The sequence below is a fragment of the Streptomyces sp. NPDC006393 genome, assembly GCF_040628575.1.
In the GTDB taxonomy this organism is placed as follows: Bacteria; Actinomycetota; Actinomycetes; order Streptomycetales; family Streptomycetaceae; genus Streptomyces.
This window is the reverse complement of the sequence record NZ_JBEXZD010000015.1, coordinates 21,300-46,226: the sequence shown is the minus strand read 5'-3', so window position 1 is coordinate 46,226 and position 24,927 is coordinate 21,300. Positions and strand designations below refer to the sequence as shown.

Sequence of the window (24,927 nt, the reverse complement as noted above, 5' to 3'; positions counted from 1 at the left end):
CCACCTGTGGGTGTGGAGCCCGGTGGGCCGCCCGGCGTTCGGTCCGGTGAATGGAGTGGGGCATGACGCGGAACGGAGGCGACGCGGCTTCCGCCCGGAGGGCAGGACCCCCCGGCCTTCGTCTTGCGGCAGGCGGGGCGGAGCCGCCCGCCCTGCCAGGAGCGCGGCCGAAGGGACAGCACCCGCCTCCTGACCAGGGGCAGGCGATCCTGGAGGCGGCCAAACAGGTCGGCGCGCTCCTGAAGCGCAAGGGGCACCCGTTCGCCCTGGCGGGCAGCGTGGCCGCCTACGCGCACGGGGGCAACGCGAACCTGCGGCACGACGCCGACTTCTGCGTACGGCGCGAGGACGCCGGGGCGGTCGCGGACACCCTGCGCGAGGGCGGCCTGCCGGTCTACACGCCGCCGGAGGACTGGCTGATCAAGTCCAAGTGCTTCGACCAGGACATCGACATCATCTTCGAACTGGCCCACGAGCCCGTCTCCCTGGAGATGCTCGCCCGGGCCGAGGAACTGCCGGTGGACTCGGTGCGGATGCCCGTACTGGCCCCTGACGATCTGCTGTGCGGTCTGATCGCCGCCTTCTCCGAGCATCACTGCGACTTCGGCGCGGTCCTGCCCATCGCCCGAGCCCTGCGCGAGAAGGTCGACTGGGAGCACGTCCGGCGCGTCTGCGGGGACGAGCCCATGCCCGCCGCCTTCTTCTTCCTTCTCGAACGCCTGAACGTCATCACCCCGCAGCAGGACACACGGCGGAGCACCCGGCCGAACGAGCGGCAGGGCGCGCGTCAGGAGCGGAACGAGCCGCGGGAGGAACGGCCATGAACCACCACGGTCAAGAGCCGGCACCCGGCGCCCCGGCCGCCGGGGAGAACCTGGAGTACCGGGTCGCCCATCTGCGCGACCGGATCGCGGGCGGGCCCCTGGGCGAGCTCGGCGTGCGGCTGGAGGTGCGCGGCGAGACGGTGCTGCTGACCGGCACGGTCCCCTCGGCGCACACCCGCGACGACATCTGCGACCTCGTCGCGGCGGAACTGGCCGGACACCAGGTCCACTGCGACATCACCGTCGCCGACTCCTCCTCCCCCGATCACGCGGAGGACCTCGCATGATCCGCGCAGCAGCCGTCGGGGACATCCATATGGCGCCCGAGACCCAGGGCACCCTGCGTCCGGCCTTCGAGACGCTGCCCGACTGCGCCGACCTGCTCCTGCTGGCCGGTGACCTCACCCGGCACGGCACGCCGGAGGAGGCCCGGGTGGTGGCACGGGAGATCCAGGGCCTGGGGGTGCCGGTGGTGGCCGTCCTCGGCAACCACGACCAGCACGACGACCGTCCACAGGAGGTCACGGCCATCCTGGAGGACGCGGGCGCGCAGGTCCTGGAAGGGCGCTCGGTCGTCGTCGACTGCGGCGGGGAACGCGTCGGGGTGGCCGGCACCACCGGGTTCGGCGGCGGCTTCGTCGGCCGCAGTGCGGGCGAGTTCGGGGAGCCGCTGATGAAGGAGTTCGTCCGGTACTCCCGCCGCTGCGCCGACAGCCTGCGCGCGTCGCTGGAGCAGCTGACCGAGCAGGGCTGCGACATCCGGATCGCCCTGACCCACTACTCCCCCGTGCCCGACACCCTCGCCGGGGAGCCGCTGGAGATCTATCCCTTCCTCGGCAGCTATCTGCTGGCCGAGGCCATCGACACGGCCGGGGCCGACCTCGCCGTGCACGGCCATGCGCACCTCGGCACGGAGAACGGCATGACCAACGGCGGAGTCCGGGTGCGCAATGTCGCCCAGCCGGTGATCGGACGGGCCTTCCACGTGTACCACCTCCACGCGCGGCAGCCGGTGGGAGCCGCCGTCGCCGGTGAACCGACGTAGTCACACCGCGGCCGCCGCGCGGCGCCGGCGCCGGATCGTCCACGGCAACAGCAGGGCTATGACGGCGAGTTCCACGGTCGTCGAGACTCCCGGGACCGCCTCGACCGGAAGCGTGAAGAGGAGCACGAACCGGGCCGCCGCCTCTGCCGTCAGGGCGACACCCCAGACGGCGGTCTCGAAACGCAGCGTGCCCCGCGTCCGCGGCGCACCGGCTCTGGCTCCCGGGTGGAAACGGCGGGACAGATAGGCGAGGGCCGGGGTGCCCGTGGCACAGCTGGCGAGGAAGACCAGGCCGGCCAGGGCGCTGCTCGCCGGGTCACGGGCGAGCAGCATCCGCTCGTCGCGGGCGAGCAGGGCGAGGAGCAGCATCAGGGCGTAGCTGCCGAGCATCAGCGTGTTCAGCCCGTCGATCCGCCGGCTGCGGGCCGTCGTCCAGGCGAGGCGGGCGCCCGCGGCGGCGGTGGCTGCCAGAAGTGAGGCGGTGATGCCGGCTCCGAGGGCCTGTGCGCCGTAGAAGACGCCGGGTGACAGGCCGAGGTCGAGCAGGAGGCCCAGGCGGCCGGCCCTCGCGGTGCCCCGCGAAGCGCGCTTCGCCGCCGACGCGGGGCGGTTGATGGCGGTGAGTCCGTTCCAGTCCATGGTGCGAGGCTAGGGATCACGCCCGGCCTGGTGATCAACCCGTGAGCGGAGATACGGGTGGATTTCTCCCGCCCGGTCTCTCCACCCAGGGGTGGGTTCCCCCGCGACGGGTCCGCGCCGCCCGCGACGGGTCCGCGCGCCGTCGACGAACCCACACTCGGCCTCGAGGTGCCGCCTCGTACCCTGGGGCCGTGCACATCTGTTTTGTCTGTAGCGGGAACATCTGCCGGTCTCCGTCCGCGGCCCTGGTGTTCGCCGAGCATCTGCGCCGGGCGGGGCTGGACGGGACGGTGCGGGTCACCAGCGCCGGCATCGGGCCGTGGCACGCCGGGGAGCCCATCGACGAGCGGGCCGGCGAGGCACTGGCCCGGCACGGCTACCCGGTCGAGCACGTCGCCGCACAGGTCGGCGCCGAGCACCTGGACGCCGACCTGTTCCTGGCCATGGACCGCGGCCACGAGAAGGCGCTGCGCCGGCTCGTCGACGATCCGTCCCGGGTGCGGATGCTGCGCTCCTTCGACCCGGACGCCACCGGCGACCTCGACGTCCCCGACCCGTACTACGGCGGTCCGGAGGGGTTCGAGGAGGTGCTGGCCATGATCGAGGCCGCGGTGCCCGGACTGCTGGCCTGGGTGCACGGACGCCTGCCGTCGTGACCGCCGGCACCGACGGCCCGCACGACGCGGACCACGGGGGTGCCGGCCCGGACCACCCGGGTGGGGGCCGGGACCACGCGGGTGCCGGCCCGGACGACCCGGGTGCCGCGGCGGCCCGGCTGACGGGCCGTCGGGTCGCAGACGTGCGCCCTTTGTCCTCGACGCTCGCCGAAGTGACGCTCGACGGCGGGCGGGTGGTGATGGCCAAGCGCGGTGACGAGCCGGGCGCGGTGTGCGCCGAGGCGGCGGGGCTGCGCTGGCTGGCCGCCGCGGGCGCCGTCGCGATCCCCGCCGTACACGGTCGCGACGGGCGCTGGCTCGTGACGGACCGGGTCCCTCCGGGCCGGCCGAGCGTGCGGGCGGCGGTCCGCCTCGGCCGTGGCCTCGCGGCCCTGCACGCCGCCGGGGCCCCCGCGTTCGGGGCCCCTCCCCCGGGCGGCCCCGAACGGGCGTACATCGGACTCGCGCCCCTGCGCAACGCCCCCGGCGACGACTGGCCGCGCTGGTACGCCGAGCACCGCGTCCTTCCCTATCTGCGGCGCGCGGTCGACCACGGCACGCTCCGCCCCGCCGAGGCGGCCGTGGTCGAAGGTGTCCTGGAACGGCTGCCGGAGCTCTCCGGTCCCGCCGAGCCGCCCGCGCGACTGCACGGCGACCTGTGGAGCGGCAATGTGCTGTGGGGCGCGGACGGGCAGGCCTGGCTGATCGACCCGGCGGCGCACGGCGGGCACCGCGAGACCGACCTGGCGATGCTGCACCTGTTCGGCTGCCCGCATCTGGACCGGGTGCTGGAGGGCTACCAGGAGGTGGCGCCGCTCGCCGACGGCTGGGCCGACCGCATCGGGCTGCACCAGCTGTTCCCGCTGCTGGTGCACACCGTGCTGTTCGGCCGCGGTTACGCCCGCCAGGCCGTCGAGGCGGCCCGCGGCGCCGGCCGCTGAGCGCTCACCCCCGCGCGTGCTCCACCAGCCGGGCGAGGTTGTCCAGAGCCATCCGGGTGCCCAGTTCGTTGTCCTGGGGCGGGACGGCGTCCGGCATTCCCTCGTGCCGGATCACGACCTCCGTCCCGCCCCGCACCTCGGTGAGGGACGTGGTCATCGTGATCGCGCCGCGCAGCGCGTCGTCGTCCGTCTCGAACTCGAGGACCTCGACGACCAGTTCGTCCGGCACCAGCCGCGCGAAATGGCCCCGGTAGGTGTCCGTGCGGCCACCGGACTTCCCCTCGGCGCCGGGCTCGTCGTAGACGAGGGAGACCCGGAACCTGCCGCCCTCGCGGGCATCGAACTCGTGGACGTGGCTGGTCATGCCCTCCGGGACCCGCCACGCCGCCACCGCGTCCGGGTCGACGAGCGCCCGGTACACGGCGGCGGGCGGCGCCTTCACATGCCGGGAGACCGTCGTGGTGTACACAGCGGTACCGTACTGCGCCTGACGCTCGTTCCGGACGGAACAGCCATGTGACGTGCCGTCACTAACGCCTGGCGTCCGCCGGATTGACCGGCTCATGTCCTGATTTCGTCACCAAGTCGCCCCGGGGCCACTTCCGTTGCTCCTCCGGGACCGGCACATGCTAAGAAATACGGCGTCACAGGCATGCGGGCGTACCACGGGGGTGCGCCGCGGGTCATGCCGTCGCGGCCCGTCGGGGCCGCAGGGGGAAAGGGACCATCACGTGAACCGCACTCGCACGACCGTCGCAGCCCTGGCCGCAGCCGGGGTGGTCACCGCCGCCCAGCTGGGCCTGGCCGGTGCCGCCTCCGCGGCGCCCACCGTCACCGCCAAGAGCTCGGGCTGCCCCGTCAACATCGTCTATCCGACCCGGTTCTACGTCGACCACAACGGCTGGGTGACCAACGGGGGCCTGTACTTCGGTATCAAGAGCAAGACCGGCAAGAGCTTCAAGAAGGTCACCTTCACGGTCACCAACGCCAAGAACCTGCGCTTCGGCTCGGCGACGGCCAAGGGCGGCAGGATCAGCCACAAGACGTCGCAGACCGTGTCGGTCTACACCTCGACCTTCAAGGGCAGGGCGAGCCTCGGCTTCAAGGTCCACACCCACCTGCTGAACACCCGCAGCTACAAGCTGAAGCTCACCCTGCACGGCTCCGGCTGGAACTGCGCCGTCAACCAGGGCACGTGGGGCACCCGCTGACGCCCAGGCCGGAGCGGCCGTAGGCACACGCCGGGCCGCTCCGGTCGCTTTGGTCAGGACCCGTTCATGCCCAGCCCCAGGACGGTGCCGAGGGCTCCGATGCGCCGCTTCCAGGTGTGGACGGCCGTGGTGATCTTCTCCTGGGGGTGAAGGTCCGTCTTGGCGAACACTTCGCACACCCGGGTACCGGTCCGGGATGGCGTGCGCACAGGTGCGACCGCCGCTCCACTCGATTGCCACGCTGCGGTGACACCACCGGAGCACTCCCTCGTCGCGTCCGTGAGGGATCTTCTGGAGCGCCCGTCGTGCGCCGCCCCGGCCGCGCGACTGTGCCCGCACCCGGGGGGCAGGGCGGTCGCGCCGTCGTTCGTCGCCGTGAGCGCCGATGCCACATCGGCCGGTGTCTCAGGCACGTCTCCCAGACCTGGTGCGGGGCCGTGGCCGCGATGCCTTCGATCGGGACCCCAACGCCGTACGCGGGACCGCCTGGACATAGTTGCCGCCCTATAGAGTCGCCTCATGGTGCGACTCCCGGGTCGAACCGGCACCCGGTCGACCAGCCGTCTCCGCGGTCAGCGCCTCGAGCAGGCGCCTGGCCCCGCTCGGCGAGCCCGTGAGCGCGCCGAGCGGACCCGGGGCGCGGGCGGACGGTCCACGGGTGTGCGGGCCGCGCTGCGCGGACGCACACTCGCCGGACAGGTGTTCGTCCTTCAGGTCGTCATCGTGCTGCTGCTGGTGCTGGCGGCGGTGGGGGCGCTCGTCCTCCAGGTGCAGCACGACAGCACCGAAGAGGCCCGCAACCGGTCGCTCGCCGTCGCCGAGACCTTCGCCAACGCGCCGGGGACCCGCGCGGCGCTGGCCGCCCCCGACCCGACGGCGGTCCTTCAGCCGCGGGCCGAGGCCGCCCGCATGGCGGCGCACGTCGACTTCATCGTCGTCATGAACACCGACGGGATCCGCTACACCCACCCCGAGCGGAACCGCATCGGCAAGAAGTTCGTGGGCACCATCGAGCCCGCGCTGCGCGGCGGCACCGTTGTCGAGGAGATCCACGGGACCATCGGGGAGCTGGTGCAGGCCGTGGTGCCGGTCAAGGCCCCGGACGGCACGGTGGTGGGCCTGGTGTCGGCCGGCATCACCACGCAGAGCGTGGGCGGTCTCGCGGAGCGTCAGCTGCCCGTGGTGCTGGGCGCCGCGGCGGCGGGTCTGGCCCTGGCCACGGCGGGTACGGCGCTGGTCAGCCGGCGGTTGATGCGTCAGACCCACGGGCTGGGGCCGGGCGAGATGACCCGGATGTACGAGCACCACGACGCGGTGCTGCACTCGGTGCGCGAGGGTGTGATCATCGTGGGCGACGAGGGCGAGCTGCTGCTCGCCAACGACGAGGCGCACCGCCTGCTGGACCTGCCGCCGGACGCGGAGAAGCGGCGCGTGCCCGATCTCGGTCTCGCCCCCGACATCGCCGACCTGCTGGCGTCCGGGCGGGTCGCCACCGACGAGGTGCACCTGGTCGGCGACCGGCTGCTGGCGATCAACCAGCGGCCCACCGATCTGGAGGGCGGCCCGTCGGGCAGCGTGGCCACCCTGCGCGACTCCACCGAGCTGCGCGCCCTCTCCGGCCGCGCCGAGGTGGCGCGTGAGCGCCTGAGCCTGCTCTACGACGCCGGTGTGGGCGTCGGGACCACCCTGGACGTGACCCGGACCGCCGAGGAACTGGCCCAGGTGGCGGTGGACCGGTTCGCGGACTTCGTCACCGTGGACCTGTACGACGCCGTGCTGCGCGGCGAGGAGCCGGATCCGGGGGACGCGCTGCGGCGTACCGCGTACGGCGGGATCCGCGACGACGCGCCGCTGTACCCGGTGGGACGGCAGATCCGTTTCATCCCCTCCTCTCCGCAGGCGGACGGTCTGCGCACCCGGCGGCCGGTCCTGGAGCCCCGGCTGGAGGCGGCCCCGGGCTGGCTGGCGCAGGACCTGGAGCGGACCGGGCAGGTGGTGCAGTACGGCATCCACTCGCTGATCACGGTTCCGGTGCGGGCCGGGTCCGTGGTCCTGGGCCTGGTCAACTTCTGGCGGTCCGAGAAGGCCGAGCCCTTCGACGCCGAGGAGCTGGCCCTGGCCGAGGAGCTGGTGGCGCGGGCCGCGGTCTCGATCGACAACGCCCGCCGCTACACGCGCGAGCACGGCATGGCGGTCACCTTGCAGCGCAGTCTGCTGCCGCGGAGCCTGCCCGAGCAGAGCGCCCTGGACATCGCCTACCGCTATCTGCCGGCGCAGGCGGGGGTGGGCGGTGACTGGTTCGACGTCCTGCCGTTGTCCGGGGCACGGGTCGCGCTCGTGGTCGGGGACGTGGTGGGGCACGGGCTGCACGCGGCGGCCACCATGGGCCGGCTGCGGACCGCGGTGCACAACTTCTCCGCGCTGGACCTGCCGCCGGACGAACTGCTCGGGCTGCTGGACGAACTGGTCGGCCGCATCGACCAGGACGAGACGGCGGACGGCGCCAGCGCCCCCGTCATCGGCGCGACCTGCCTCTACGCGATCTACGACCCGGTCTCCCGGCGCTGTGCCATGGCCCGCGCGGGCCATCCGCCGCCCGCCGTGATCGGGCCGGGGGGCGAGGTGGTGTTCGCGGACGTGCCCGCCGGTCCCCCGCTCGGACTGGGCGGACTGCCGTTCGAGACGGCCGAACTCGAGCTCGCGGAGGGCAGCCGACTGGTCCTGTACACCGACGGGCTGGTGGAGGACCGGGAACGGGACATCGACGCCGGGCTGGAGGAGCTGCGCGAAGAGCTCGCCTCGGCCGGCGAGTCGCCCGAGGAGACATGCCGGGCGGTGCTCGACACCCGGCAGCCGTTCCGGCCGGGCGACGACATCGCGCTGCTCGTGGCGCGTACCCGGGCCCTGGGCGGGGACCGGGTCGCCGAGTGGGACGTGCCCGCGGACCCGGCGGCCGTCGCGGATGTGCGGGCGGCGGTGGGCCGGCGGCTGACCGAGTGGGGACTCGAGGAGCTGGCGTTCACCACGGAGCTGATCCTGAGCGAGCTGGTCACCAACGCCATCCGCTACGGCAGCACGCCCATCCAGGTGCGGGTGCTGCGTGAACGCGCCCTGATCTGCGAGGTCTTCGACAGCAGCAGCACCTCGCCGCATCTGCGCTACGCCACCACGACGGACGAGGGCGGCCGCGGACTGTTCCTGGTGGCGCAGCTGGCCGAACGCTGGGGCACCCGGTACACGCCGACCGGCAAGGTGATCTGGGCGGAGCAGCCGCTGCCCTGACGGCCCCGAGGCACGCTCTCGTTCGTTTCTACGAATTTCGTGTTCGACGGGTGCCCACACGTTCGATGCCCTGATAGTAAACCTTCCTATTAGTTGGTATCGGACGCCAACTCTCCACCCCCCACTCACTCTTGGAGCCCCCCATGGTGCATCCGAACCCCGGCGCGGCCCTGCCCGCCGCCGTCTCCCGCCGCACCGTCCTCGCCCTCATGGGCGTGTCACTGGCCGCCGTCCCCCTGCTCGACGCCCCGCGCGTGGCGGCGGCACCCGCGGCGGCACCGGGACTGGACGACCCGGCGAAGAAGGAGATCGCCATGCGGCTGGTGTCGAGCGCGGAGAACTCCTCGCTGGACTGGAAGGCGCAGTACCGGTACATCGAGGACATCGGCGACGGCCGCGGCTACACCGCCGGCATCATCGGCTTCTGCTCCGGCACCGGCGACATGCTCGACCTGGTCCAGCTGTACACCGACCGCGAGCCCGGCAATGTCCTGGCCGGGTACCTCCCGGCCCTGCGCCGGGTGAACGGCACCGACTCGCACGAGGGGCTGGACCCGGACTTCCCCGGGGACTGGCGCGAGGCGGCCCGGGACACGGCCTTCCAGCAGGCGCAGAACGACGAGCGGGACCGCGTCTACTTCGACCCGGCCGTCCGGCAGGGCAAGGCGGACGGGCTGCGCGCGCTCGGCCAGTTCGCCTACTACGACGCGATCGTGATGCACGGCGACGGCGACGACCCGACCAGCTTCCGCAACATACGCAAGCGGGCCCTGCGCGCCGCGCAGCCGCCGGCGCGGGGCGGCGACGAGGTGACGTACCTCGACGCGTTCCTGGACGCGCGGGTGTGGGCCATGAAGCAGGAGGAGGCGCACAGCGACACCAGCAGGGTCGACACCGAGCAGCGGGTGTTCCTTCGCGCGCGCAACCTCGACCTGAACCCGCCGCTGGACTGGAAGGTGTACGGGGACCCGTACCACATCGGCTGACCCGCCACATCGGCGTCAGCCGAGGGCGCGGTCGAGGTTGTAGGCGGCGCTGATCAGGGACAGGTGGGTGAACGCCTGCGGGAAGTTGCCCTGCTGCTCGCCGGTGCGGCCGATCTCCTCGGCGTACAGGCCGAGGTGGTTGGCGTAGGTGAGCATCTTCTCGAAGGCGAGCCGTGCCTCGTCGAGCCGGCCGGCCCGGGTGAGGGCCTCCACGTACCAGAACGAGCAGATGGAGAACGTGCCCTCGTCGCCGCGCAGTCCGTCGGGGCTGGAGCGCGGGTCGTAGCGGTAGACCAGGGAGTCGGAGACCAGGTCCTCCGTCAGCGCGTCCAGGGTGGACAGCCACTTGGGGTCGGTCGGCGCGATGAACTTCGCCAGCGGCATCATGAGCACGGCGGCGTCCAGCACGTCGCCGTCCTCGTACTGGACGAAGGCCTGGCGCCCGGCCGACCAGCCGCGGTCCATGATGCGGCGGTAGATCGCGTCCCGGTTCTGCCGCCACCGGGGCAGGTCGGCGGGCAGCCCGCGGCGGTTGGCCAGCCGGATGGCGCGTTCGATGGCCACCCAGCACATCAGGCGCGAGTACAGGAAGTTCTTCCGGCCGCCTCGGGTCTCCCAGACGCCTTCGTCGGGCTGGTCCCAGTTGTCGCAGACCCAGTTCACCAGGGCGCACACGTCGTCCCACTGGGAGCTGGAGATCGGCTGGGCCCACTTGTCGAAGAGGTAGATCGAATCGATCAGGGCGCCGTAGATGTCGAGCTGGAGCTGGTCGGCGGCGGCGTTGCCGACCCGCACCGGGGCCGAGCCGTGGTGTCCCTCCAGGTGAGCGAGCACACGCTCGGGGAGCTCGCAGCGGCCGTCGATGCCGTACATGATCTGCAGCGGGCCGTTGGGCTTCCCGTCGGCCCTCCCGTCGCCCGGGCTGATGTGCTGGGTCAGGAACCGCATGAAGGCCTCGGCCTCGCCGGTGAAGCCGAGGCGCAGCAGCGCGTAGACGGCGAACGCGGCGTCGCGGACCCAGACGTAGCGGTAGTCCCAGTTGCGCTCGCCGCCGATGCGTTCGGGCAGGCTCGTGGTGGGTGCGGCGATGATGGCGCCGGTCGGGGCGTAGGTGAGCAGCTTCAGGGTGAGCGCGGAGCGGTGCACCCGCTCCCGCCAGCGGCCCCGGTAGCGGGACTGCGCCAGCCAGCGCCGCCAGTACGCCACGGTGGCCGCGAACTGCTCCTCGGCCTCCAGGTGCGCGCACCGGCGCGGTGCCACCTCGCCGCCCACCTGGTCGAGGGCGAAGACCGCCGACTCGCCCTCGGCGAGCTTGAAGTCCGCCCGCACGTCCGGGCCGTCGATCTCCAGGGGCACGGTGGCCGTCAGGCCGAGGGACAGGGTCGCCGACTCGAACAGGACCATGCAGCCCTGGGCCTGGAGCGTGTGCGGGTCGGCACCGTAGTTGAAGCGTGGCGCCACCCGCGCGCGGAAGGGGAGGTTGCCGCGCACGCACAGCACCCGCCGGATGAGCCGGTGCCTCTCGGCCTCCCCGCCGCCGCCCGAGGCACCGGACACCGGCATGAAGTCCTGCACCTCGCCGACGCCGTCCTCGGTGAAGAACCGGGTGATCAGCACGTTGGTGTCGGGGAAGTAGAACTGCTTGGTGCGTGCCGCCTCGGCCGCGGCGAGCTCGAAGCAGCCGCCCCGCTCGGCGTCCAGCACCGCCGCGAAGACACTGGGGGCGTCGAAGGCGGGGCAGCAGTACCAGTCGATCGTGCCGTCGCTGCCGACGAGGGCGACGGTGCGCAGGTCGCCGATCAGCCCGTGCTCGGCGATCGGCACATAGCCGGGCGCGCCGGGCCGGGACGGCGTGCCGGAGGCGGGATACGGGCTCGGGGTGTCGGCCATCGCGGCGGCCTCCTGTCTGGGCACGCGGACAGCCTCCGGAGCGAGCCGCTGTCCGGCCTTCTCGGGCCCTTCCAGCTTAGGAGCGGACGGCCTGGAGGGATGTTTTCGGACGCGGCGGGCAGATGCCCCACAACCGGCCGGGGCCGTCCCGGCCGGTACGGCGCGCCCTTCCGGATGCAGGGTGCGGCGCGCCGGGCAATGGTGGGAGAAGGTCCCGGTCCCGCAGCACGGGCGGCGCAGTCCGGACCCGGGCGGGGACCCGGCCGGAGCCGAGGAGGACACATGTCGACGTCACAACCCGATGCATCCCGCTGGGCCGGGGGCCGCACCCCGGACAGCGTGCTCCACGCCCGTACCGGCACCGACGTCTCGCCCGAGGACATAGTGCTGGCCGCGGGCCGGGACATCACCCCGCGCAACCTGGAGTGGGCCAAGCGCAAGATCGAAACGGAGGGCCCGGCCGCCCTGGACAAGCTGCTGCCTTAGCCGTCGGCGGACCGTGCGGGTCCGCCGGCCGTCAGGGGGAGCCGGGAGGGACTGAGGGACCGGGGGTGCCGCCCCGGTCCCTCCGGGCTCTTTCGGCGGGGGGCGTTGTGCTGTCAGACTCCGGTGCGTGCGCGACTTCGACATGCTCGTGATCGGATCCGGACCGGGCGGCCAGAAGGCCGCCATCGCCGCGGCCAAGCTGGGCCGCCGGGTCGCCGTCGTGGACAGCCCCGACATGGTCGGCGGGGTCTCCATCCACACCGGCACCATCCCCTCCAAGACCCTGCGCGAGGCGGTGCTCTATCTCACCGGACTCACCCAGCGCGATCTGTACGGGCAGAGCTACCGCCTGAAGGAGGACATCACCGTCGCCGACCTGACCGCGCGCACCCGGCACGTGGTCGACCGCGAGGTGGACGTCATCCGCAGCCAGCTCTCCCGCAACCACGTCTCCCTGTTCGCCGGGACCGGCCGCTTCGTGGACGACCACACCGTCGCCCTGCGCGAAGTGACCGGCGACGAACGGCTGTTGACCGCCGACCACATCGTGATCGCCACCGGTACGCGCCCGGCCCGCCCCGACAGCGTCGAGTTCGACGGGCGCACGATCATGGACTCCGACAACGTGCTCACGCTGGAGCGGGTGCCGCGGTCCATGGTCATCGTCGGCGCCGGGGTGATCGGCATGGAGTACGCCTCCATGTTCGCCGCGCTCGGCAGCAAGGTCACCGTGGTCGAGAGGCGGGCGGGCATGCTCGACATGTGCGACGTCGAGATCGTCGAGTCGCTCCGCTACCACCTGCGCGACCTCGCCGTCACCTTCCGGTTCGGGGAGACGGTGGCCGCCGTCGAGCGGCATCAGAACGGCACGCTGACCGTTCTGGAGAGCGGCAAGAAGATACCGGCGGACGCGGTGATGTACTCGGCGGGCCGGCAGGGCCTCACCGACGGGCTGGACCTGCACAAGGCCGGGCTGGCCGCCGACGCGCGCGGCCGGATCGCGGTGGACGAGCACTACCGCACGCAGGTGCCGCACATCTACGCGGTCGGTGACGTGATCGGCTTCCCGGCGCTCGCGGCGACCTCCATGGAGCAGGGCCGGGCGGCGGCGTACCACGCCTGCGGCGAGCCCGTCGGCCGCATGCACGGTCTTCAGCCCATCGGGATCTACACCATCCCGGAGATCAGCTTCGTCGGGCGGACCGAGGACCGGCTCACCGAGGACCGGGTGCCGTTCGAGGTGGGCGTGTCCCGCTACCGGGAGCTGGCCCGCGGGCAGATCATGGGCGACTCGCACGGCATGCTGAAGCTGCTGGTCTCGCCGGAGGACCGCACGCTGCTCGGGGTGCACTGCTTCGGCACCGGGGCCACGGAGCTGATCCACATCGGGCAGACGGTCATCGGCTGCGGCGGCACGGTGGACTACCTGGTCGACGCGGTGTTCAACTACCCGACGCTTGCGGAGTCGTACAAGGTCGCCGCCCTGGACGCGACGAACAAGCTGCGGCAGATCGACCGGCTCGGGGACTGAGCCGGCGGGATCCGAGGGGGTTCAGCGCCCCGTGTCGTCGGGGAGGGTGCTGTCGTCGTCGACGATGTGCACGGCGGCCTCCTCGGCTCCGGCGGCTCCCGCGTCGACGCCCTTGTCGGCGGCGATCTCGTCCTTGGTGGTGTCGGTGTGCGCACCCTCGTCCGGGGCCACCAGCCGGCCGGCGCGGTCCGTGCCCGCCTCCGGGTCGACCGGCTCCCCCTCGCCGCCGGGCAGGTCGCCGATGTCGTCGCCCTCCTGCTCCGCCACGTCGGGCCGCTCCTGGGCCAGCCGCTGGTCCAGGCTCTCGCCGTCGTGCTGTTCGGCGGCCGTCGTACCGTACTTGTCGACGCCGAGCGGCCGCTCGGGCGGGGAGTAGCCCTCGTCCAGGGTGTCGTCGTAGGTCCGCTCGTCCACCGCGTCCTGCATGTCCAGCGGCGCGGCGTCCTCCTGCTCCTCGTTGCTCCCGGTGGGCTGGTAGGCGTCGTCGGCCATCGGATCGCTGCTCACGGGTCCTCCCTCGCGACGGGCTCGGTGTCGGAGTGCCCTGATTCGCGTTTCCCGCCGCGCCCGGCCCAATCACCCGGCGGCGCATCATCTCCCGCGGCGGCGGATTCGTCCGTTCGCGCAGGCGTTCACCCGAGGGGCGGGCGCGGGAACACCGCTGATCCTGTTTTCGTCTACAGTTCGGTAGACGGTCTACAGATGTGTAGTCACTCCTCGGGCGCGATCGCGCGCGTCCGCCGACCCGACGGAAAGGGCCCGCGACGATGATCGCTGCCTCGTACCTGTCGTCGCAGCTCGCCGTGAACGTGCTGGACGCGCGGTCGCTGCTGGCCGCCTTCGGTGTGCTCGGCGTCGGCGTGGTGATGTTCGCCGAGACCGGGCTGCTGATCGGCTTCTTCCTGCCCGGCGACTCGCTGCTGTTCACCGCGGGCCTGCTGTGCACGGGCACGGCCGACCGGGGCGTGAAGCTGTCCCTGGCCCCGCTGCTGCTCGCCGCCGTGGTGGGGGCGCTCGCCGGTTCGCAGTGCGGCTATCTGCTGGGCCGCAAGGCGGGCGGCGCGCTGCTCGCCCGCAGCCGCTCCCCCAGGCTGCACGAGGGGGCGCGGCGTGCCGAGGAGCTCCTGGAGCGGTACGGCTTCGCGAAGGCGATCGTGCTGGCGCGCTTCGTCCCGGTGGTGCGTACGGTGCTCAATCCGATGGCCGGCGCCCTGGGGGTGCCGGTGCGGACGTTCACGGTGTGGCAGGTCACGGGCGGTCTCGTCTGGAGCGCCGGCCTCACCCTGGCGGGATACGCGCTCGGATCGTCGGTCCCCGACATCGACAGGTATCTGCTGCCCGTGATCGCGCTGATCGTCCTCGTGTCGCTGATCCCGCTCGCCGCCGAGGTCCTGCGTTCCCGCCGCGACGCGAAGGCGAAGGAGGCGCGCGGATGATCCTCGCCCGGTCCGGACGGCCGCCGGTGTCATGACGCGGCACATACGGCACACGCGATACATACGGCCGGTACGGCCGACGGACACCGCGGAGCTGGCGGGCAGCCTCGGGATCGGGGCGTGGGCGGCGTTCGCCGTGGTGAGCTTCGTCGTCGGCGGTCGTGGCAGACCGCTGTCGGTGGACGAGGACCTGCTGTCCTGGTCCCTCGGCCACCGCCCGGAGGTGGCGGTGGCGGCGGCACGCGGGCTGACCGCCACCGGGACGGGTGTCGTGCCGTACGTCCTGGTCGTGCTGGCCGGGATCGCCTTCGGGGGCACGGCGCGGCGGCGTACGGTCGCGGCGGCCCTGGGCGTCGCCTGTCTGGCCCTCGGGCAGGCCGTGCGGCACGGCGTCATGGAACTGGTGGCCCGCCCCCGGCCGCCGCGGCCGGACTGGGAGGCGTACGCCTCGGGCTGGGCGTTCCCCTCGGGGCACACCACCACGTCGGCGCTGACCGCCGGACTGCTGATCCTCGCGATCGTCGTGCGCGCCCCGCGCGGCCGTACGGCGCTCTGCCTCGTCGCCGGTTGCTGGGGCGTGCTGGTGGGGCTGACCCGCGTCTATCTCGGGGTGCACTGGTTCACCGACGTGCTCGGCGGCTGGCTCTTCGCCGCGGGCTGGCTCGGGATGTGGCTGTGCGCGGCGGCCCGGTGGCTCCCCGCACGCGTCAGGACCGACGTGCGAACGCCACCGGGTGGCTCCCCGGAGCGACCCACGCCCCCGGAACCTCCCGGGGGCCCAGGACGATCGGGCTCCGGGTGACATGAGGTACCCGGCCTGCGCCTCACGCCCCCGCCCCTCACACCGCCCTGCGGCGGATCAGGGCCGTCAGGACCAGGAGGCCGGGGACGAGGGGGAGCCAGACCGTCAGAAGGCGGTAGCCGAGGACGGCGGAGGCGGCCGTGGTGGCGGGGGCGCCGCCGGTGGTCAGCGCGAAGGCGAGCGCGGCGTCCAGGGAGCCGAGGCCACCGGGAGTGGGCAGCAGGGCGGCGGCGCTGCTCGCGGCGAGGTAGAGCAGGGCCACCCGGGCCGGGGACAGCGGCAGTCCGACGGCCTGCGTGACGGCGACCAGCACCAGCGAGTGCGCCGAGGCGAAGGCGAGCGAGCCGCCCCACAGGGCGGCGGCCCGGCGCGGCCGGGAGTGCACGGCCCGGATGTCGGTCAGCACCGACGCCATCGCGGGCCCGCACCGGGACCGCAGCGGGCCGCGCACCAGCACGGTCACCAGCACCACGGCGCCCAGGACGGCGGCCACGACGGTGCCCGGGACGCGCGGGATCCGCAGGACGCCCGGGCAGGCCGCGGCCAGGACGGCGATCAGGACGGCGCGGGCGAGGACACCGGCGGCGGCCTTGACCGCGAGCGCGCTCGCCGAGCGGCCGGCGGACAGCCCGCAGCGCATGAGGAAGCGCAGGTTGACCGCGCCGGCGCCGAGGCCGGCGGGCAGGACGTGGTTGGCGGCGGAGGCGGCGAACTGCGCGGCGACCAGCCGGCCGCCCGGCAGGGGCTCGGCCACCGCGCCCTGCTGGGCGAGGGCCGAGCACGCCCAGGTGGCGACGGCGGCCGTCGCGGCCACCAGCAGCCAGGCCTGGTCGGCGGTGGCGAGCCGGCCGGCGCCGGTCTCGAGCACGGGCCAGTGGCGCCGGCCGAGGTAGGCGGCGCACAGCAGCACGGCGAGCGTGGCCCCGGTGTGCCACCAGGCGCGGCCCCGCAGGCCGGCCGTGGCGGTGAGGAGCGGGGAGGTCATGTGGCGCCACCCTTCTGCGCCGTCGGCGCGACGTACAGGCGCAGGTCGCCCATCTGCTGGAAGGGCCAAGCGCGGGCGTAGGGGGGCGGGGACCCGCTCGCGGCGACGAGGGTGGCGACCGGGATCCGCCGGGCGGTGTCCTCGATGATCGCCCGGGTGGAGTTGGCGTTGTGCCCGTCGGTCGCGGCGGAGTCGCAGCCGGTGTAGAAGGCGATCGGGATGGCCTCTTGTCCGGTGAGCAGGCAGGGTGGGCGTACTCCGAGGCGGTGCAGGGCGGCGGCGACGTGGTCCCACTCCCGGCGGTCGGCGGTGGTCCGGTCGACGGTGTGCGCGAGGACGGCGTACTGGACCCCCAGGTGGAGGGCCAGTCCGAGGCAGACGAGGCCCAGTGCCACCGGCCGCCAGGTGCCGTCGGGGTTGCGTACGAGGTGGACCAGGGCGTCGGCGACCGGGATCGCGAGCAGGGCGTAGGCGGGCAGCAGGAAGCGCGGCGCCGCGTAGCCGATCATGAACAGGTAGGGGAAGGCTGCCGAGGCGCCGCAGGCCAGCGCGATGAGTGTGGGCGGGGTGCGCCGGGCCCGCCGGGCCAGGGCGAGGCCCAGCACGGCGAGCAGTGGCAGGACGTACCACCAGGCCGTGACCAGCGGGTTCGGCAGCCCGCCCGTGCAGGGGCGGCACAGGGTCCGCCCGCCCAGGCTGCGCAGCTGGTCGGACACGGCGATGTGCCAGCCGAGGCCGCCCTGGATGGCGGAGGCGTCGGACAGCCGCCGCAGCAGGCCGCCGTAGCTGACGTAGGCCTCGATCACCCACTCGGCGGAGCCGGCGACGAGGCCGGCGAGCAGGGCGGCGAGCGGTCGCCGGCGGCGCCGGAGCAGGGCGAGGACGAGCAGCGGGAGCACCGCCCAGACGGCGTCCATCGGCCGCATCCACGCCATGAGGGCGGAGCCGGCGACGAGGCCCCACAGCGCCGCGTGGTCGTGCCGGTCCGCGCGGACGCGCAGGAAGCAGCCCGCGCAGGCCAGGGCGCCGATGGCGACCCAGTAGTTGGGCATGGCCTGGGGGCCGTAGAACAGCGTGACCCACAGGGAGGCGAACAGGGCGCCGGCCAGGGCCAGGACCCCGGCGGGGAACAGATTCCGCCACACGCGCAGGGCCAGGTACAGGGCCAGGCCGGACAGGACGGCGAGGTAGACGCGCAGCAGGGCGGTGGACGACGACCAGGAGGCGACCGGGGCCACCAGCAGCGGGACGCCGCGGGCGCGCGGGGCGCTGAAGAAGGCCGCCGGGGCGTGCGGGCTGACCTGGCTGACGTAGACGGTCTCGTCCCAGCCCAGGCCCATGCCGGGGCGGACGAGGAGGAGCTGGGCCAGGGTGAAGGCGGCGGCCACGGCCGCGAGCGGCACGTCACGGCGGGAAGGCAGGACGCGGCCGAGTCCGGGCGCCGGTCCGGCTCGCCGGGTCCCGGTGAGTAAGGCGTGCGTACTGTCGGCCATCTCCACCCCTCACCCCTACGCGTTGTAGGGTTCTGGCTCCCCAGTCTGCGGGATCGACACAGGAGCCGGGTAAGACGTCGGGGAATCGTCGGGAAAGCGTCGCGAAAATGTCCGCGAACTCGGTGGATATCGTAAAAATCAATAGGAATCGAAAACCGATCGAATAAGGCAAGGAAACGGTTCAAACGGCGAAACCAGGGACAACCTAACCCGCGCCGGGGCGCCCCGCCGGGCGGGACACCGCCGGACGGCTGACATCACTACGCGCTGTAAGGTTGAGGGCATGGCTGGCAGAGGGCCTCATGGCAGGTCGGAACGGCGCAGCTCGGGTGAGCTGGAGAGTGAGGTCCTCGCGACGCTGTGGTCGACCGAGCGGCCGCTGACCCCGGCCGACATCCAGCTGGCGATCGGCGGCGGTCTGGCCTACAACACCGTGCACACCATCCTCAAGCGGCTCTACGACAAGGGCCTGGTGCTGCGCGAGGTCGACGGGCGGCGGGGCGCCTACCGGCCCGCGAAGAACGCCGCGGAGCTGACCGCCCAGGCCATGCACGAGGCGCTGGACCGGGGCCCGGATCCGATCGCCGCCCTGCGGCAGTTCGTGACCGGACTGAGCCCCGAGGAGGAGCGGGCTTTGCGCGACCTGCTCACCAGCGGCCCCGCGTGACGGTCCGCGTCCTCAGCGGGCGTTGGGACGTCGGTGCGGGGGCTGTTCCGGGGACGGGAGGTGCTTCGGCGGCGGGACCGGGCGGGACGCGGGGGCGTTCGCCCGGAGGGGGACGGCCTCGCCGTGGTGGCGGACCGTCAGCGCCGGTCCGGACAGCAGCGTGTAGGTGGCGGTCTCCTGTGTGAACTCCACGCGCAGCCGGCGGCCGCGGAAGAGCATGACGAAGGCCAGACGGCCGAACTTCTCCGGCAGCCGCGGCGAGAACTCCAGCGTCTCGCCGGCCCGGCGGGCGCCACCGAACCCCGTCACCAGCGCCATCCAGGTACCGGCCAGCGACGCGATGTGCAGCCCGTCGCGGGTGTTGTGCTCCAGGTCCTCCAGGTCCATCAGGGCCGCCTCGACCGTGTAGTCGTAGGCGAGGCGCAGATAGCCCGCCTGCGCGGCGATGACGGCCTGGATGCACGCCGACAGCGAGGAGTCCCGTACGGTCAGCGGCTCGTAGTAGGCGAAGTTCCGGGCGATGTGGTCCTCGTCGAACTCGGTGCCGCAGGTGTACAGCGCCAGCACCAGGTCCGCCTGCTTGATCACCTGCTTGCGGTAGATGTCGAAGTAGGGGAAGTGCAGCATCAGCGGGTACTGGTCGGCGCGGGTGCCCTCGAAGTCCCAGCGCTGGAGGCGGGTGAAGCCCGCGTGCTGCTCGTGCACCCGCAGTTCGGCGTTGTAGGGGATGTTCATGCTCTCGGCGGCGTCCCGCCAGGAGGCGCTCTCCTCGTCGTCGGCGCCGAGCCGCTCCGCCTCCTTCGGGTAGCGCTCGACGACGTCGGCGGCGGCGAGCAGGTTCGCCCGGGCCATCAGGTTGGTGTAGAGGTTGTCGTCCGCGATCGCGCTGTACTCGTCGGGGCCGGTGACGCCGTCGATGTGGAAGGTGCCGCGGTGGTCGTGGTGGCCGAGCGAGCGCCACAGCCGGGCGGTCTCCACCAGCAGTTCCATGCCCGTGTCACGCTCGAAGTCCTCGTCGCCGGTGGCGGAGACGTAGCGCACCAGGGCGTGCGCGATGTCGGCGTTCACATGGAAGGCGGCCGTGCCGGCGGGCCAGTACGCCGACCCCTCCTCGCCCCCGATGGTCCGCCAGGGGAACGCCGCGCCGCACAGCCCCAGTTGGGCGGCGCGCTCCCGGGCGGCGGGCAGGGTGTTCTGCCGCCAGCGCAGCGCCTCGGCCACGGCGCCGGGCGCCGTGTACGTGAGCACGGGCAGCACGAACATCTCCGTGTCCCAGAAGGCGTGCCCGTCGTAGCCCGAGCCGGTGAGACCCTTGGCCGGGATCGCCCGCTCCTCGGCACGGGCCCCGGCCTGCAGCACATGGAACAGGCCGAAGCGGACCGCCTGCTGGACCTCCTCGTCGCCTTCCACCTCGACGTCCGCGCACGCCCAGAAGTCGTCGAGGTACGCCCGCTGTTCCTCGACCAGGCCCTGCCAGCCGTCGTGCGCGGCGGCCGCCAAGGCCGCGTCGACCTGGTCGCTCATCGCCGGCAGGGAGCGGGTGCCGGACCAGCCGTGGGCGACGAGCTTGTCCACGCGCAGCCGCTCCCCCGGCTCCAGAACGGCGGCGACCGTGAGCCGGGCCAGGTCCGGGCGGCTCTCGCAGCTGGTCGTGGTGCGCTCGGGGCCGGAGACGACGTGGTCGGCGGCCACGGCCACGCGCAGTCCGCTGGTGCGGGTGCGGTGCACCAGGCGCAGCCGGTGACCGGAGGTGAAGTGCTCCTCCGGCTCCAGCGGCGCCTCGAGGGCCATCGCCGCGCGCGGGTCGCCCTTGGTCTGCGGCAGCTGCTCGTTGGCGACGAGTTCGGACTGGATGACCACCCGCGTGTGGCAGTCGACCGCCTCCACCTCGTAGGACACCGCGCCGAGGGACCGCTGGGTGAGGGAGATCATGCGGTTGGAGCGCACCCGGATGCGGGTGCCGGCCGGCGAGCACCACTCGCAGGTCCGCTCCAACACCCCGCGGCGCAGGTCGAGCACGCGCTCGTGGGAGACGAGCCGGCCGTAGCGCAGGTCGAACGGCTCGTCGTCGACGAGCAGCCGCAGGATCTTGCCGTTGGTGACGTTGATGACCGTCTGGCCCGACTCCGGGTAGCCGTAGCCGGCCTCGGCGTACGGCAGCGGGTGGGCCTCGTAGACACCGTTGAGGTAGGAGCCGGGCAGGCCGTGCGGTTCGCCCTCGTCGAGGTTGCCGCGCCAGCCGACGTGGCCGTTGGACAGGGCGAAGACGGACTCGCTCTGGGCCAGCACGTCCAGGCTGAGTTCCGTCTCGCGCACCGTCCACGGCTCCACCGCGAACGCGCCGTGGGTGATCACGCGGCACCCCCCTCGCCGGTGAGGAGGTCGGCGAGGTCCTTGACGACCACGTCGGCGCCGTGCGCGTAGAGGGCGTCGCTCTGGCCGACGCGGTCGACGCCGACGACGTACCCGAAGTGGCCGGAGCGGCCGGCGTCCATGCCGGCCAGGGCGTCCTCGAAGACGGTGGCCTGCTTCGCCTCGACCCCCAGGTCGTGGGCGGCGGCGAGGAAGGTGTCCGGGTGCGGCTTGCCGGGCAGCTTCCGCTCGCGGGCGACCACGCCGTCGATCCGGACGTCGAAGAGGCGTTCGGCGTCGATGGAGCGCAGCACGTCCAGGGTGTTGGCGCTGGAGGAGACGATCGCCGTCTTCAGGCCCGCGGCCCGGACCGCCCCGATGTAGCGCAGGGTGCCGTCGTAGGCCTCCACACCGTCGGTGCGGATCTTCCGCAGCACGAGTTCGTTCTTGCGGTTGCCGACCCCGTTGACCGTCTGCGCGTCCGGCGGGTCGTCCGGGCTGCCCTCGGGCAGTTCGATGCCCCGGGAGGCGAGGAAGGTGCGCACCCCGTCGGCGCGGGGGCGGCCGTCGACGTACTCGTCGTAGTCGGCGACGGCGTCGAACGGCCGGTAGTTCGCGCCCTCCCGCTCGCGCAGGAACGCGTCGAACGTCTCCTTCCAGGCGGCCGCGTGCACCACGGCCGTCTTGGTGACGACCCCGTCGAGGTCGAAGAGGCAGGCCAGGATTGTCTGGGGCAGACCGAGCTCTGTCATACCGTCACCCTTCCCCATGACGCGGGACCCAGAGGGTGTCACGCGCCACATGGGACGTACTTTCCGACGTACTTTCCGAGTACCTTCCGCATGCCGTCCGCATGTCTTCCGCATGTCTTCCGCATGTCTTCCGACAACCATCGGACCATCAGGCGCACTCGGTGCGACGCCGTGGAGGGCCGACCGGGTGACCGGGTGACACACTGGGGCCTGTGCCGCCGACCTCGACCTTCGACGATCTCCTCATCCGGGCCCGGTCTCTCGCCCGCGAGGGGCACCGCGCGATCCTCGGCATCGCGGGCAGCCCCGGCGCGGGCAAGTCCACCCTCGCCGAGCGGCTGACGCGGGCGCTGAACGGCACGGGAGAACCCTGGGTCGCGCACGTCCCCATGGACGGCTTCCACCTCGCCGACGCCGAACTGGACCGGCTCGGCTGCCGGAACCGCAAGGGCGCGCCCGACACCTTCGACGCCGCGGGCTACGCGGCGCTGCTGCGCCGGCTGCGGGAGGAGTACGAGAGCGCGGCGACGGACGGCGGCCGGACGGTGTACGCGCCCGGCTTCGAACGCGTCCTGGAACAGCCGCTCGCGGGCGCGATCCCGGTGCCTCCCTCCGTCCGGCTGGTCGTGACGGAGGGCAACTACCTGCTGCTGGACACCGGTGCCTGGGCGCGGGTACGGCCGCAGCTGGACGAGGTGTGGTTCTGCGAGCTCGACGAGCGGGAGCGGATCCGCCGGCTGGTCGCCCGGCACGAGGAGTTCGGCAAGGACCACGAGCAGGCGGTCGCGTGGGTCCTGGGCACCGACCAGCGCAACGCGGACCTGGTGGCGGCGACCCGCGACCGGGCTGACCTGGTCGTGCCGGAGGCGCTGGTGCGGGGCGGGCGTGCCGCGCCGGCACCTGGTTCGGGCACGGGCGCCGGGGCCCGCGCCGGAGCGGCCGGGTGAACTCCCGCCCGCCGGCGCCCGTACCGGTGGGTGCGGCAGAGGGTCTGCCGGTACGAGCCTGGAGCGGTGACGCGGCGGATGACGGCGGGCGAACAGCACACGGCCCCGGCCCCGGGGTCCCCCGGCGGCGACGGGTCCCCTCGGGCGTCGGCCCCTCGGGCGTCGGCCCGTCAGGCGTCGGCCGGTCAGGCTTCCGCCCGTCGGGCTTCCGCCGGTCGTGCATCAGCCGGTCAGGCTTCCGCCAGTCGTACGTCCGCCGGTGAGACGTCCCCCGAGTCGCCCGGCGCGGCCGGGGGCGCGAGGACGGCGCGTGTGTACGGCGGCCTGCGGCGGCACCGGCGGTGGCTGGTGCCGCTCGCCGCGGTCCTGCTGCTGGCGCAGATGGCCGTCGCGATGGTCACGGCGGCGGCCGAGCAGACCCCCACCATCGACGAGCCCGTGTACGTCGGCACGGCGGCCGTCTACCTCCACGAGCACAGCCTGGCGTACAACCCCGAACACCCGCCGCTCGGCAAGCTGCTGATCGCGGCAGGGGTCGCCGCGGCCCGCCCTCGCTTCGACGCCTCGTTCACCGGCGACCAGGGGCGGCTCGGACGGCATCTGCTGTACGAGTCGGGCAACGACCCGTGGCGGCTGATGCTGTGGGCCCGGCTGCCGGTGATCGTCGTGACCCTGCTGTTCGGGCTGGTGGTGTTCGCGTTCGCCCGGGAGCTCGCCGGCACCGCGGGCGCGCTCGTGGCCCTCGCCCTGTACGCGTTCTCGCCCGATCTGATCGCGCACGGCTCGCTGGCCACGCTGGACGTGCCCGCGGCGGGCTTCGTGCTCGTCTCGGCGTGGCTGATGTGGCGGGCACGGCGGCGGCCACGGCCGTACGTCCCTCTGGCCGGGGCGGCGCTCGGCGCGGCCGTGGCGACCAAGATGAACGCGCTGCCCGCCGTGCCGGTGCTGCTGGCGCTCGCGGCACTGACGGCCTGGACGGGAGGCCGCCGTCGCGCCGCCGACGGCGGCACTCGGGCCGTGGCCGCGCGGGCCCTGGCCGCCGGTGCCGGGCGGGCCGCCGTCGCCGGGGCGGTCGCGGTCGCCGTCGTATGGGTCTCGTATCTGGTCGTCGACCCGCACCTGCGCCCGCCCTCCCGGCAGATCGTGCCCGCCGTGCACGGGCTGCGCGGGGCGCTGGTCGATCTGCTGCCGCTGCCCGGGTCGTACCGCGACGGGATGCGGATCCAGTTCGGGCTGGAGGCCCACGCCTGGCAGGGATTCCTGTTCGGGCACGTGTACACCGGGGCGCGCTGGTACTACCTGCCGGTCGCACTGCTGGTGAAGACACCGCTGGGCGCGCTGGCCCTGTGGGCCGCCGGGACCGTGGCCCTGGTGGCCGTGCGACGGCTGCGGCGCGCGGCACCGTACGTCCTGGCCCCGCCCGCGGTGCTGCTGGCCGGGGCCATGCACTCCTCGCGCGACTTCGGCACCCGGTACGCGCTGTTCCTGCCCATGTTCCTGGCCGTCGCCGCGGCCGCTACGGTCACCGTCGCGGCGCGCGCGGTCCCCCTCGCGGCCGGGGCACCGGCCGTCCGCCGCGCGCGGCGGCGGCTCGCCGTGGTGGCCGCGCTGGTCGTGTGTGTCGGGGTCAGTTCGCTGCGGACGTTCCCGTACTACCTGCCGTACTCCAACGAGGCGTTCGGCGGGCCGGCGAAGACGCATCTGCGGCTGCACGACTCCAACGTGGACTGGGGCCAGGACCTGGGCCGACTGGCCGACCGGCTGCGCGCACGGTACCCGCGGGAACGGATCTGGCTCGTCTACAAGGGCAGCGGGGTGCCCTCCTTCTACGGCATCCACGCGGCCGATCCGCGCGGGGTGCCCCCGGAGCGGGTGCGCGGTCTGCTGGTGGTGTCGGACTCGGCGGCCGCCAAGGCGAAGGGGCGGCTGGCCGCTCTGATCCGGTCCGCCCGCCCGGTCGGCGAGGTCGGTCACTCGATCACGCTCTACCGGCGGTGAGCCC

23 protein-coding genes are annotated in these 24,927 nt (G+C 73.3%); 15 read left to right on the top strand and 8 right to left on the bottom strand.

What is annotated here, in order from left to right; translation table 11 throughout:
* The first annotated feature begins 62 nt into the window (after positions 1 to 62).
* The 3 genes from ABZ484_RS09940 to ABZ484_RS09930 are packed head-to-tail and all read left to right on the top strand — an operon-like array spanning position 63 to position 1,869.
* Entirely contained in the window at positions 63 to 824 is a 762-nt protein-coding gene (locus ABZ484_RS09940; protein WP_358865384.1) for a nucleotidyltransferase family protein, read from the top strand.
* Positions 821 to 1,111: a BON domain-containing protein gene (locus ABZ484_RS09935; RefSeq protein ID WP_358865383.1), complete on the top strand. Its 291-nt coding sequence runs from the start codon at positions 821 to 823 to the stop codon at positions 1,109 to 1,111. The genes ABZ484_RS09940 and ABZ484_RS09935 overlap by 4 nt, the downstream gene beginning before the upstream one ends.
* A complete protein-coding gene (locus ABZ484_RS09930) occupies positions 1,108 to 1,869 on the top strand; it encodes a metallophosphoesterase (protein WP_358865382.1) in 762 nt (253 codons plus the stop codon). Before ABZ484_RS09935 ends, ABZ484_RS09930 begins: the two co-directional genes overlap by 4 nt.
* On the opposite strand, the gene ABZ484_RS09925 is transcribed toward ABZ484_RS09930, so the two are convergent.
* A complete protein-coding gene (locus ABZ484_RS09925) occupies positions 1,870 to 2,508 on the bottom strand; it encodes a VC0807 family protein (RefSeq protein WP_358865381.1) in 639 nt (212 codons plus the stop codon).
* A gap of 191 nt (positions 2,509 to 2,699) precedes the next feature.
* Here ABZ484_RS09925 and ABZ484_RS09920 point away from each other — a divergent pair, with 191 nt between their 5' ends.
* Positions 2,700 to 3,164, top strand: a complete 465-nt coding sequence (locus ABZ484_RS09920) for a low molecular weight protein-tyrosine-phosphatase (RefSeq protein WP_358865380.1) — start codon at positions 2,700 to 2,702, stop codon at positions 3,162 to 3,164.
* Between the two features lie 119 nt (positions 3,165 to 3,283).
* On the top strand, positions 3,284 to 4,105 hold the full coding sequence (locus ABZ484_RS09915) for a fructosamine kinase family protein (protein WP_358865427.1): 822 nt from the start codon (positions 3,284 to 3,286) through the stop codon (positions 4,103 to 4,105).
* 4 nt (positions 4,106 to 4,109) lie between these two features.
* Here ABZ484_RS09915 and ABZ484_RS09910 read toward each other — a convergent pair whose 3' ends face one another.
* Positions 4,110 to 4,574, bottom strand: a complete 465-nt coding sequence (locus ABZ484_RS09910; RefSeq protein ID WP_358865379.1) for an SRPBCC family protein — start codon at positions 4,572 to 4,574, stop codon at positions 4,110 to 4,112.
* Between the two features lie 262 nt (positions 4,575 to 4,836).
* Here ABZ484_RS09910 and ABZ484_RS09905 point away from each other — a divergent pair, with 262 nt between their 5' ends.
* The 3 genes from ABZ484_RS09905 (at position 4,837) to ABZ484_RS09895 (ending at position 9,584) form a co-directional block, all read left to right on the top strand.
* A complete protein-coding gene (locus tag ABZ484_RS09905; RefSeq protein WP_358865378.1) occupies positions 4,837 to 5,316 on the top strand; it encodes a hypothetical protein in 480 nt (159 codons plus the stop codon).
* Positions 5,317 to 5,835: 519 nt separating this feature from the next.
* Complete coding sequence (locus ABZ484_RS09900) at positions 5,836 to 8,598, top strand: SpoIIE family protein phosphatase (RefSeq protein ID WP_358865377.1); 2,763 nt, start codon at positions 5,836 to 5,838, stop codon at positions 8,596 to 8,598.
* A gap of 143 nt (positions 8,599 to 8,741) precedes the next feature.
* Entirely contained in the window at positions 8,742 to 9,584 is an 843-nt protein-coding gene (locus ABZ484_RS09895; protein ID WP_358865376.1) for a chitosanase, read from the top strand.
* 15 nt (positions 9,585 to 9,599) lie between these two features.
* On the opposite strand, the gene ABZ484_RS09890 is transcribed toward ABZ484_RS09895, so the two are convergent.
* The gene (locus ABZ484_RS09890; protein WP_358865426.1) at positions 9,600 to 11,474 is read right to left on the bottom strand and encodes a glycoside hydrolase family 15 protein; all 1,875 of its coding nucleotides are present in this window, start codon (positions 11,472 to 11,474) and stop codon (positions 9,600 to 9,602) included.
* A gap of 282 nt (positions 11,475 to 11,756) precedes the next feature.
* Here ABZ484_RS09890 and ABZ484_RS09885 point away from each other — a divergent pair, with 282 nt between their 5' ends.
* Together ABZ484_RS09885 and sthA are read left to right on the top strand one after the other, a co-directional pair.
* On the top strand, positions 11,757 to 11,960 hold the full coding sequence (locus ABZ484_RS09885; RefSeq protein WP_358865375.1) for a hypothetical protein: 204 nt from the start codon (positions 11,757 to 11,759) through the stop codon (positions 11,958 to 11,960).
* A gap of 127 nt (positions 11,961 to 12,087) precedes the next feature.
* Complete coding sequence (sthA, locus tag ABZ484_RS09880; RefSeq protein WP_358865374.1) at positions 12,088 to 13,491, top strand: Si-specific NAD(P)(+) transhydrogenase; 1,404 nt, start codon at positions 12,088 to 12,090, stop codon at positions 13,489 to 13,491.
* Positions 13,492 to 13,512: 21 nt separating this feature from the next.
* On the opposite strand, the gene ABZ484_RS09875 is transcribed toward sthA, so the two are convergent.
* Positions 13,513 to 13,998 carry a DUF5709 domain-containing protein gene (locus ABZ484_RS09875; protein ID WP_358865373.1) on the bottom strand — a complete coding sequence of 162 codons (486 nt, stop codon included), beginning with the start codon at positions 13,996 to 13,998 and terminating at the stop codon, positions 13,513 to 13,515.
* 260 nt (positions 13,999 to 14,258) lie between these two features.
* Between ABZ484_RS09875 and ABZ484_RS09870 the strand changes: the two genes are divergently transcribed.
* Both ABZ484_RS09870 and ABZ484_RS09865 read left to right on the top strand, forming a co-directional pair.
* Complete coding sequence (locus tag ABZ484_RS09870) at positions 14,259 to 14,927, top strand: DedA family protein (protein WP_358865372.1); 669 nt, start codon at positions 14,259 to 14,261, stop codon at positions 14,925 to 14,927.
* Between the two features lie 31 nt (positions 14,928 to 14,958).
* On the top strand, positions 14,959 to 15,729 hold the full coding sequence (locus ABZ484_RS09865) for a phosphatase PAP2 family protein (RefSeq protein ID WP_358865371.1): 771 nt from the start codon (positions 14,959 to 14,961) through the stop codon (positions 15,727 to 15,729).
* A 37-nt stretch (positions 15,730 to 15,766) separates the two neighbouring features.
* Here ABZ484_RS09865 and ABZ484_RS09860 read toward each other — a convergent pair whose 3' ends face one another.
* Both ABZ484_RS09860 and ABZ484_RS09855 read right to left on the bottom strand, forming a co-directional pair.
* A complete protein-coding gene (locus ABZ484_RS09860) occupies positions 15,767 to 16,714 on the bottom strand; it encodes a lysylphosphatidylglycerol synthase domain-containing protein (protein ID WP_358865370.1) in 948 nt (315 codons plus the stop codon).
* Entirely contained in the window at positions 16,711 to 18,207 is a 1,497-nt protein-coding gene (locus tag ABZ484_RS09855) for a hypothetical protein (protein ID WP_358865369.1), read from the bottom strand. Before ABZ484_RS09855 ends, ABZ484_RS09860 begins: the two co-directional genes overlap by 4 nt.
* Positions 18,208 to 18,490: 283 nt before the next feature.
* Between ABZ484_RS09855 and ABZ484_RS09850 the strand changes: the two genes are divergently transcribed.
* Positions 18,491 to 18,874: a BlaI/MecI/CopY family transcriptional regulator gene (locus tag ABZ484_RS09850; RefSeq protein WP_358865368.1), complete on the top strand. Its 384-nt coding sequence runs from the start codon at positions 18,491 to 18,493 to the stop codon at positions 18,872 to 18,874.
* A 12-nt stretch (positions 18,875 to 18,886) separates the two neighbouring features.
* Here ABZ484_RS09850 and ABZ484_RS09845 read toward each other — a convergent pair whose 3' ends face one another.
* Together ABZ484_RS09845 and ABZ484_RS09840 are read right to left on the bottom strand one after the other, a co-directional pair.
* On the bottom strand, positions 18,887 to 21,229 hold the full coding sequence (locus tag ABZ484_RS09845) for a glycosyl hydrolase family 65 protein (RefSeq protein ID WP_358865367.1): 2,343 nt from the start codon (positions 21,227 to 21,229) through the stop codon (positions 18,887 to 18,889).
* Positions 21,226 to 21,978, bottom strand: a complete 753-nt coding sequence (locus ABZ484_RS09840) for a beta-phosphoglucomutase family hydrolase (protein WP_358865366.1) — start codon at positions 21,976 to 21,978, stop codon at positions 21,226 to 21,228. Before ABZ484_RS09840 ends, ABZ484_RS09845 begins: the two co-directional genes overlap by 4 nt.
* Before the next feature lie 212 nt (positions 21,979 to 22,190).
* Here ABZ484_RS09840 and ABZ484_RS09835 point away from each other — a divergent pair, with 212 nt between their 5' ends.
* Complete coding sequence (locus ABZ484_RS09835; RefSeq protein WP_358865365.1) at positions 22,191 to 22,925, top strand: nucleoside/nucleotide kinase family protein; 735 nt, start codon at positions 22,191 to 22,193, stop codon at positions 22,923 to 22,925.
* A gap of 381 nt (positions 22,926 to 23,306) precedes the next feature.
* A complete protein-coding gene (locus tag ABZ484_RS09830; RefSeq protein ID WP_358865425.1) occupies positions 23,307 to 24,923 on the top strand; it encodes a glycosyltransferase family 39 protein in 1,617 nt (538 codons plus the stop codon).
* Positions 24,924 to 24,927: the final 4 nt, after the last annotated feature.

Excerpts from the sequence above, each read along its gene's own strand:
- ABZ484_RS09890 (WP_358865426.1), bottom strand. The coding sequence starts at position 11,474 with ATGGCCGACACCCCGAGCCCGTATCCCGCCTCCGGCACGCCGTCCCGG.
- ABZ484_RS09895 (WP_358865376.1), top strand. The coding sequence starts at position 8,742 with ATGGTGCATCCGAACCCCGGCGCGGCCCTGCCCGCCGCCGTCTCCCGC.
- ABZ484_RS09925 (WP_358865381.1), bottom strand. The coding sequence starts at position 2,508 with ATGGACTGGAACGGACTCACCGCCATCAACCGCCCCGCGTCGGCGGCG.
- ABZ484_RS09830 (WP_358865425.1), top strand. The coding sequence starts at position 23,307 with ATGGCCGTCGCGATGGTCACGGCGGCGGCCGAGCAGACCCCCACCATC.
- ABZ484_RS09940 (WP_358865384.1), top strand. The coding sequence starts at position 63 with ATGACGCGGAACGGAGGCGACGCGGCTTCCGCCCGGAGGGCAGGACCC.
- ABZ484_RS09930 (WP_358865382.1), top strand. The coding sequence starts at position 1,108 with ATGATCCGCGCAGCAGCCGTCGGGGACATCCATATGGCGCCCGAGACC.
- ABZ484_RS09900 (WP_358865377.1), top strand. The coding sequence starts at position 5,836 with ATGGTGCGACTCCCGGGTCGAACCGGCACCCGGTCGACCAGCCGTCTC.
- ABZ484_RS09860 (WP_358865370.1), bottom strand. The coding sequence starts at position 16,714 with ATGACCTCCCCGCTCCTCACCGCCACGGCCGGCCTGCGGGGCCGCGCC.
- ABZ484_RS09865 (WP_358865371.1), top strand. The coding sequence starts at position 14,959 with ATGACGCGGCACATACGGCACACGCGATACATACGGCCGGTACGGCCG.
- ABZ484_RS09855 (WP_358865369.1), bottom strand. The coding sequence starts at position 18,207 with ATGGCCGACAGTACGCACGCCTTACTCACCGGGACCCGGCGAGCCGGA.
- ABZ484_RS09935 (WP_358865383.1), top strand. The coding sequence starts at position 821 with ATGAACCACCACGGTCAAGAGCCGGCACCCGGCGCCCCGGCCGCCGGG.
- ABZ484_RS09840 (WP_358865366.1), bottom strand. The coding sequence starts at position 21,978 with ATGACAGAGCTCGGTCTGCCCCAGACAATCCTGGCCTGCCTCTTCGAC.
- ABZ484_RS09885 (WP_358865375.1), top strand. The coding sequence starts at position 11,757 with ATGTCGACGTCACAACCCGATGCATCCCGCTGGGCCGGGGGCCGCACC.
- ABZ484_RS09850 (WP_358865368.1), top strand. The coding sequence starts at position 18,491 with ATGGCTGGCAGAGGGCCTCATGGCAGGTCGGAACGGCGCAGCTCGGGT.
- ABZ484_RS09870 (WP_358865372.1), top strand. The coding sequence starts at position 14,259 with ATGATCGCTGCCTCGTACCTGTCGTCGCAGCTCGCCGTGAACGTGCTG.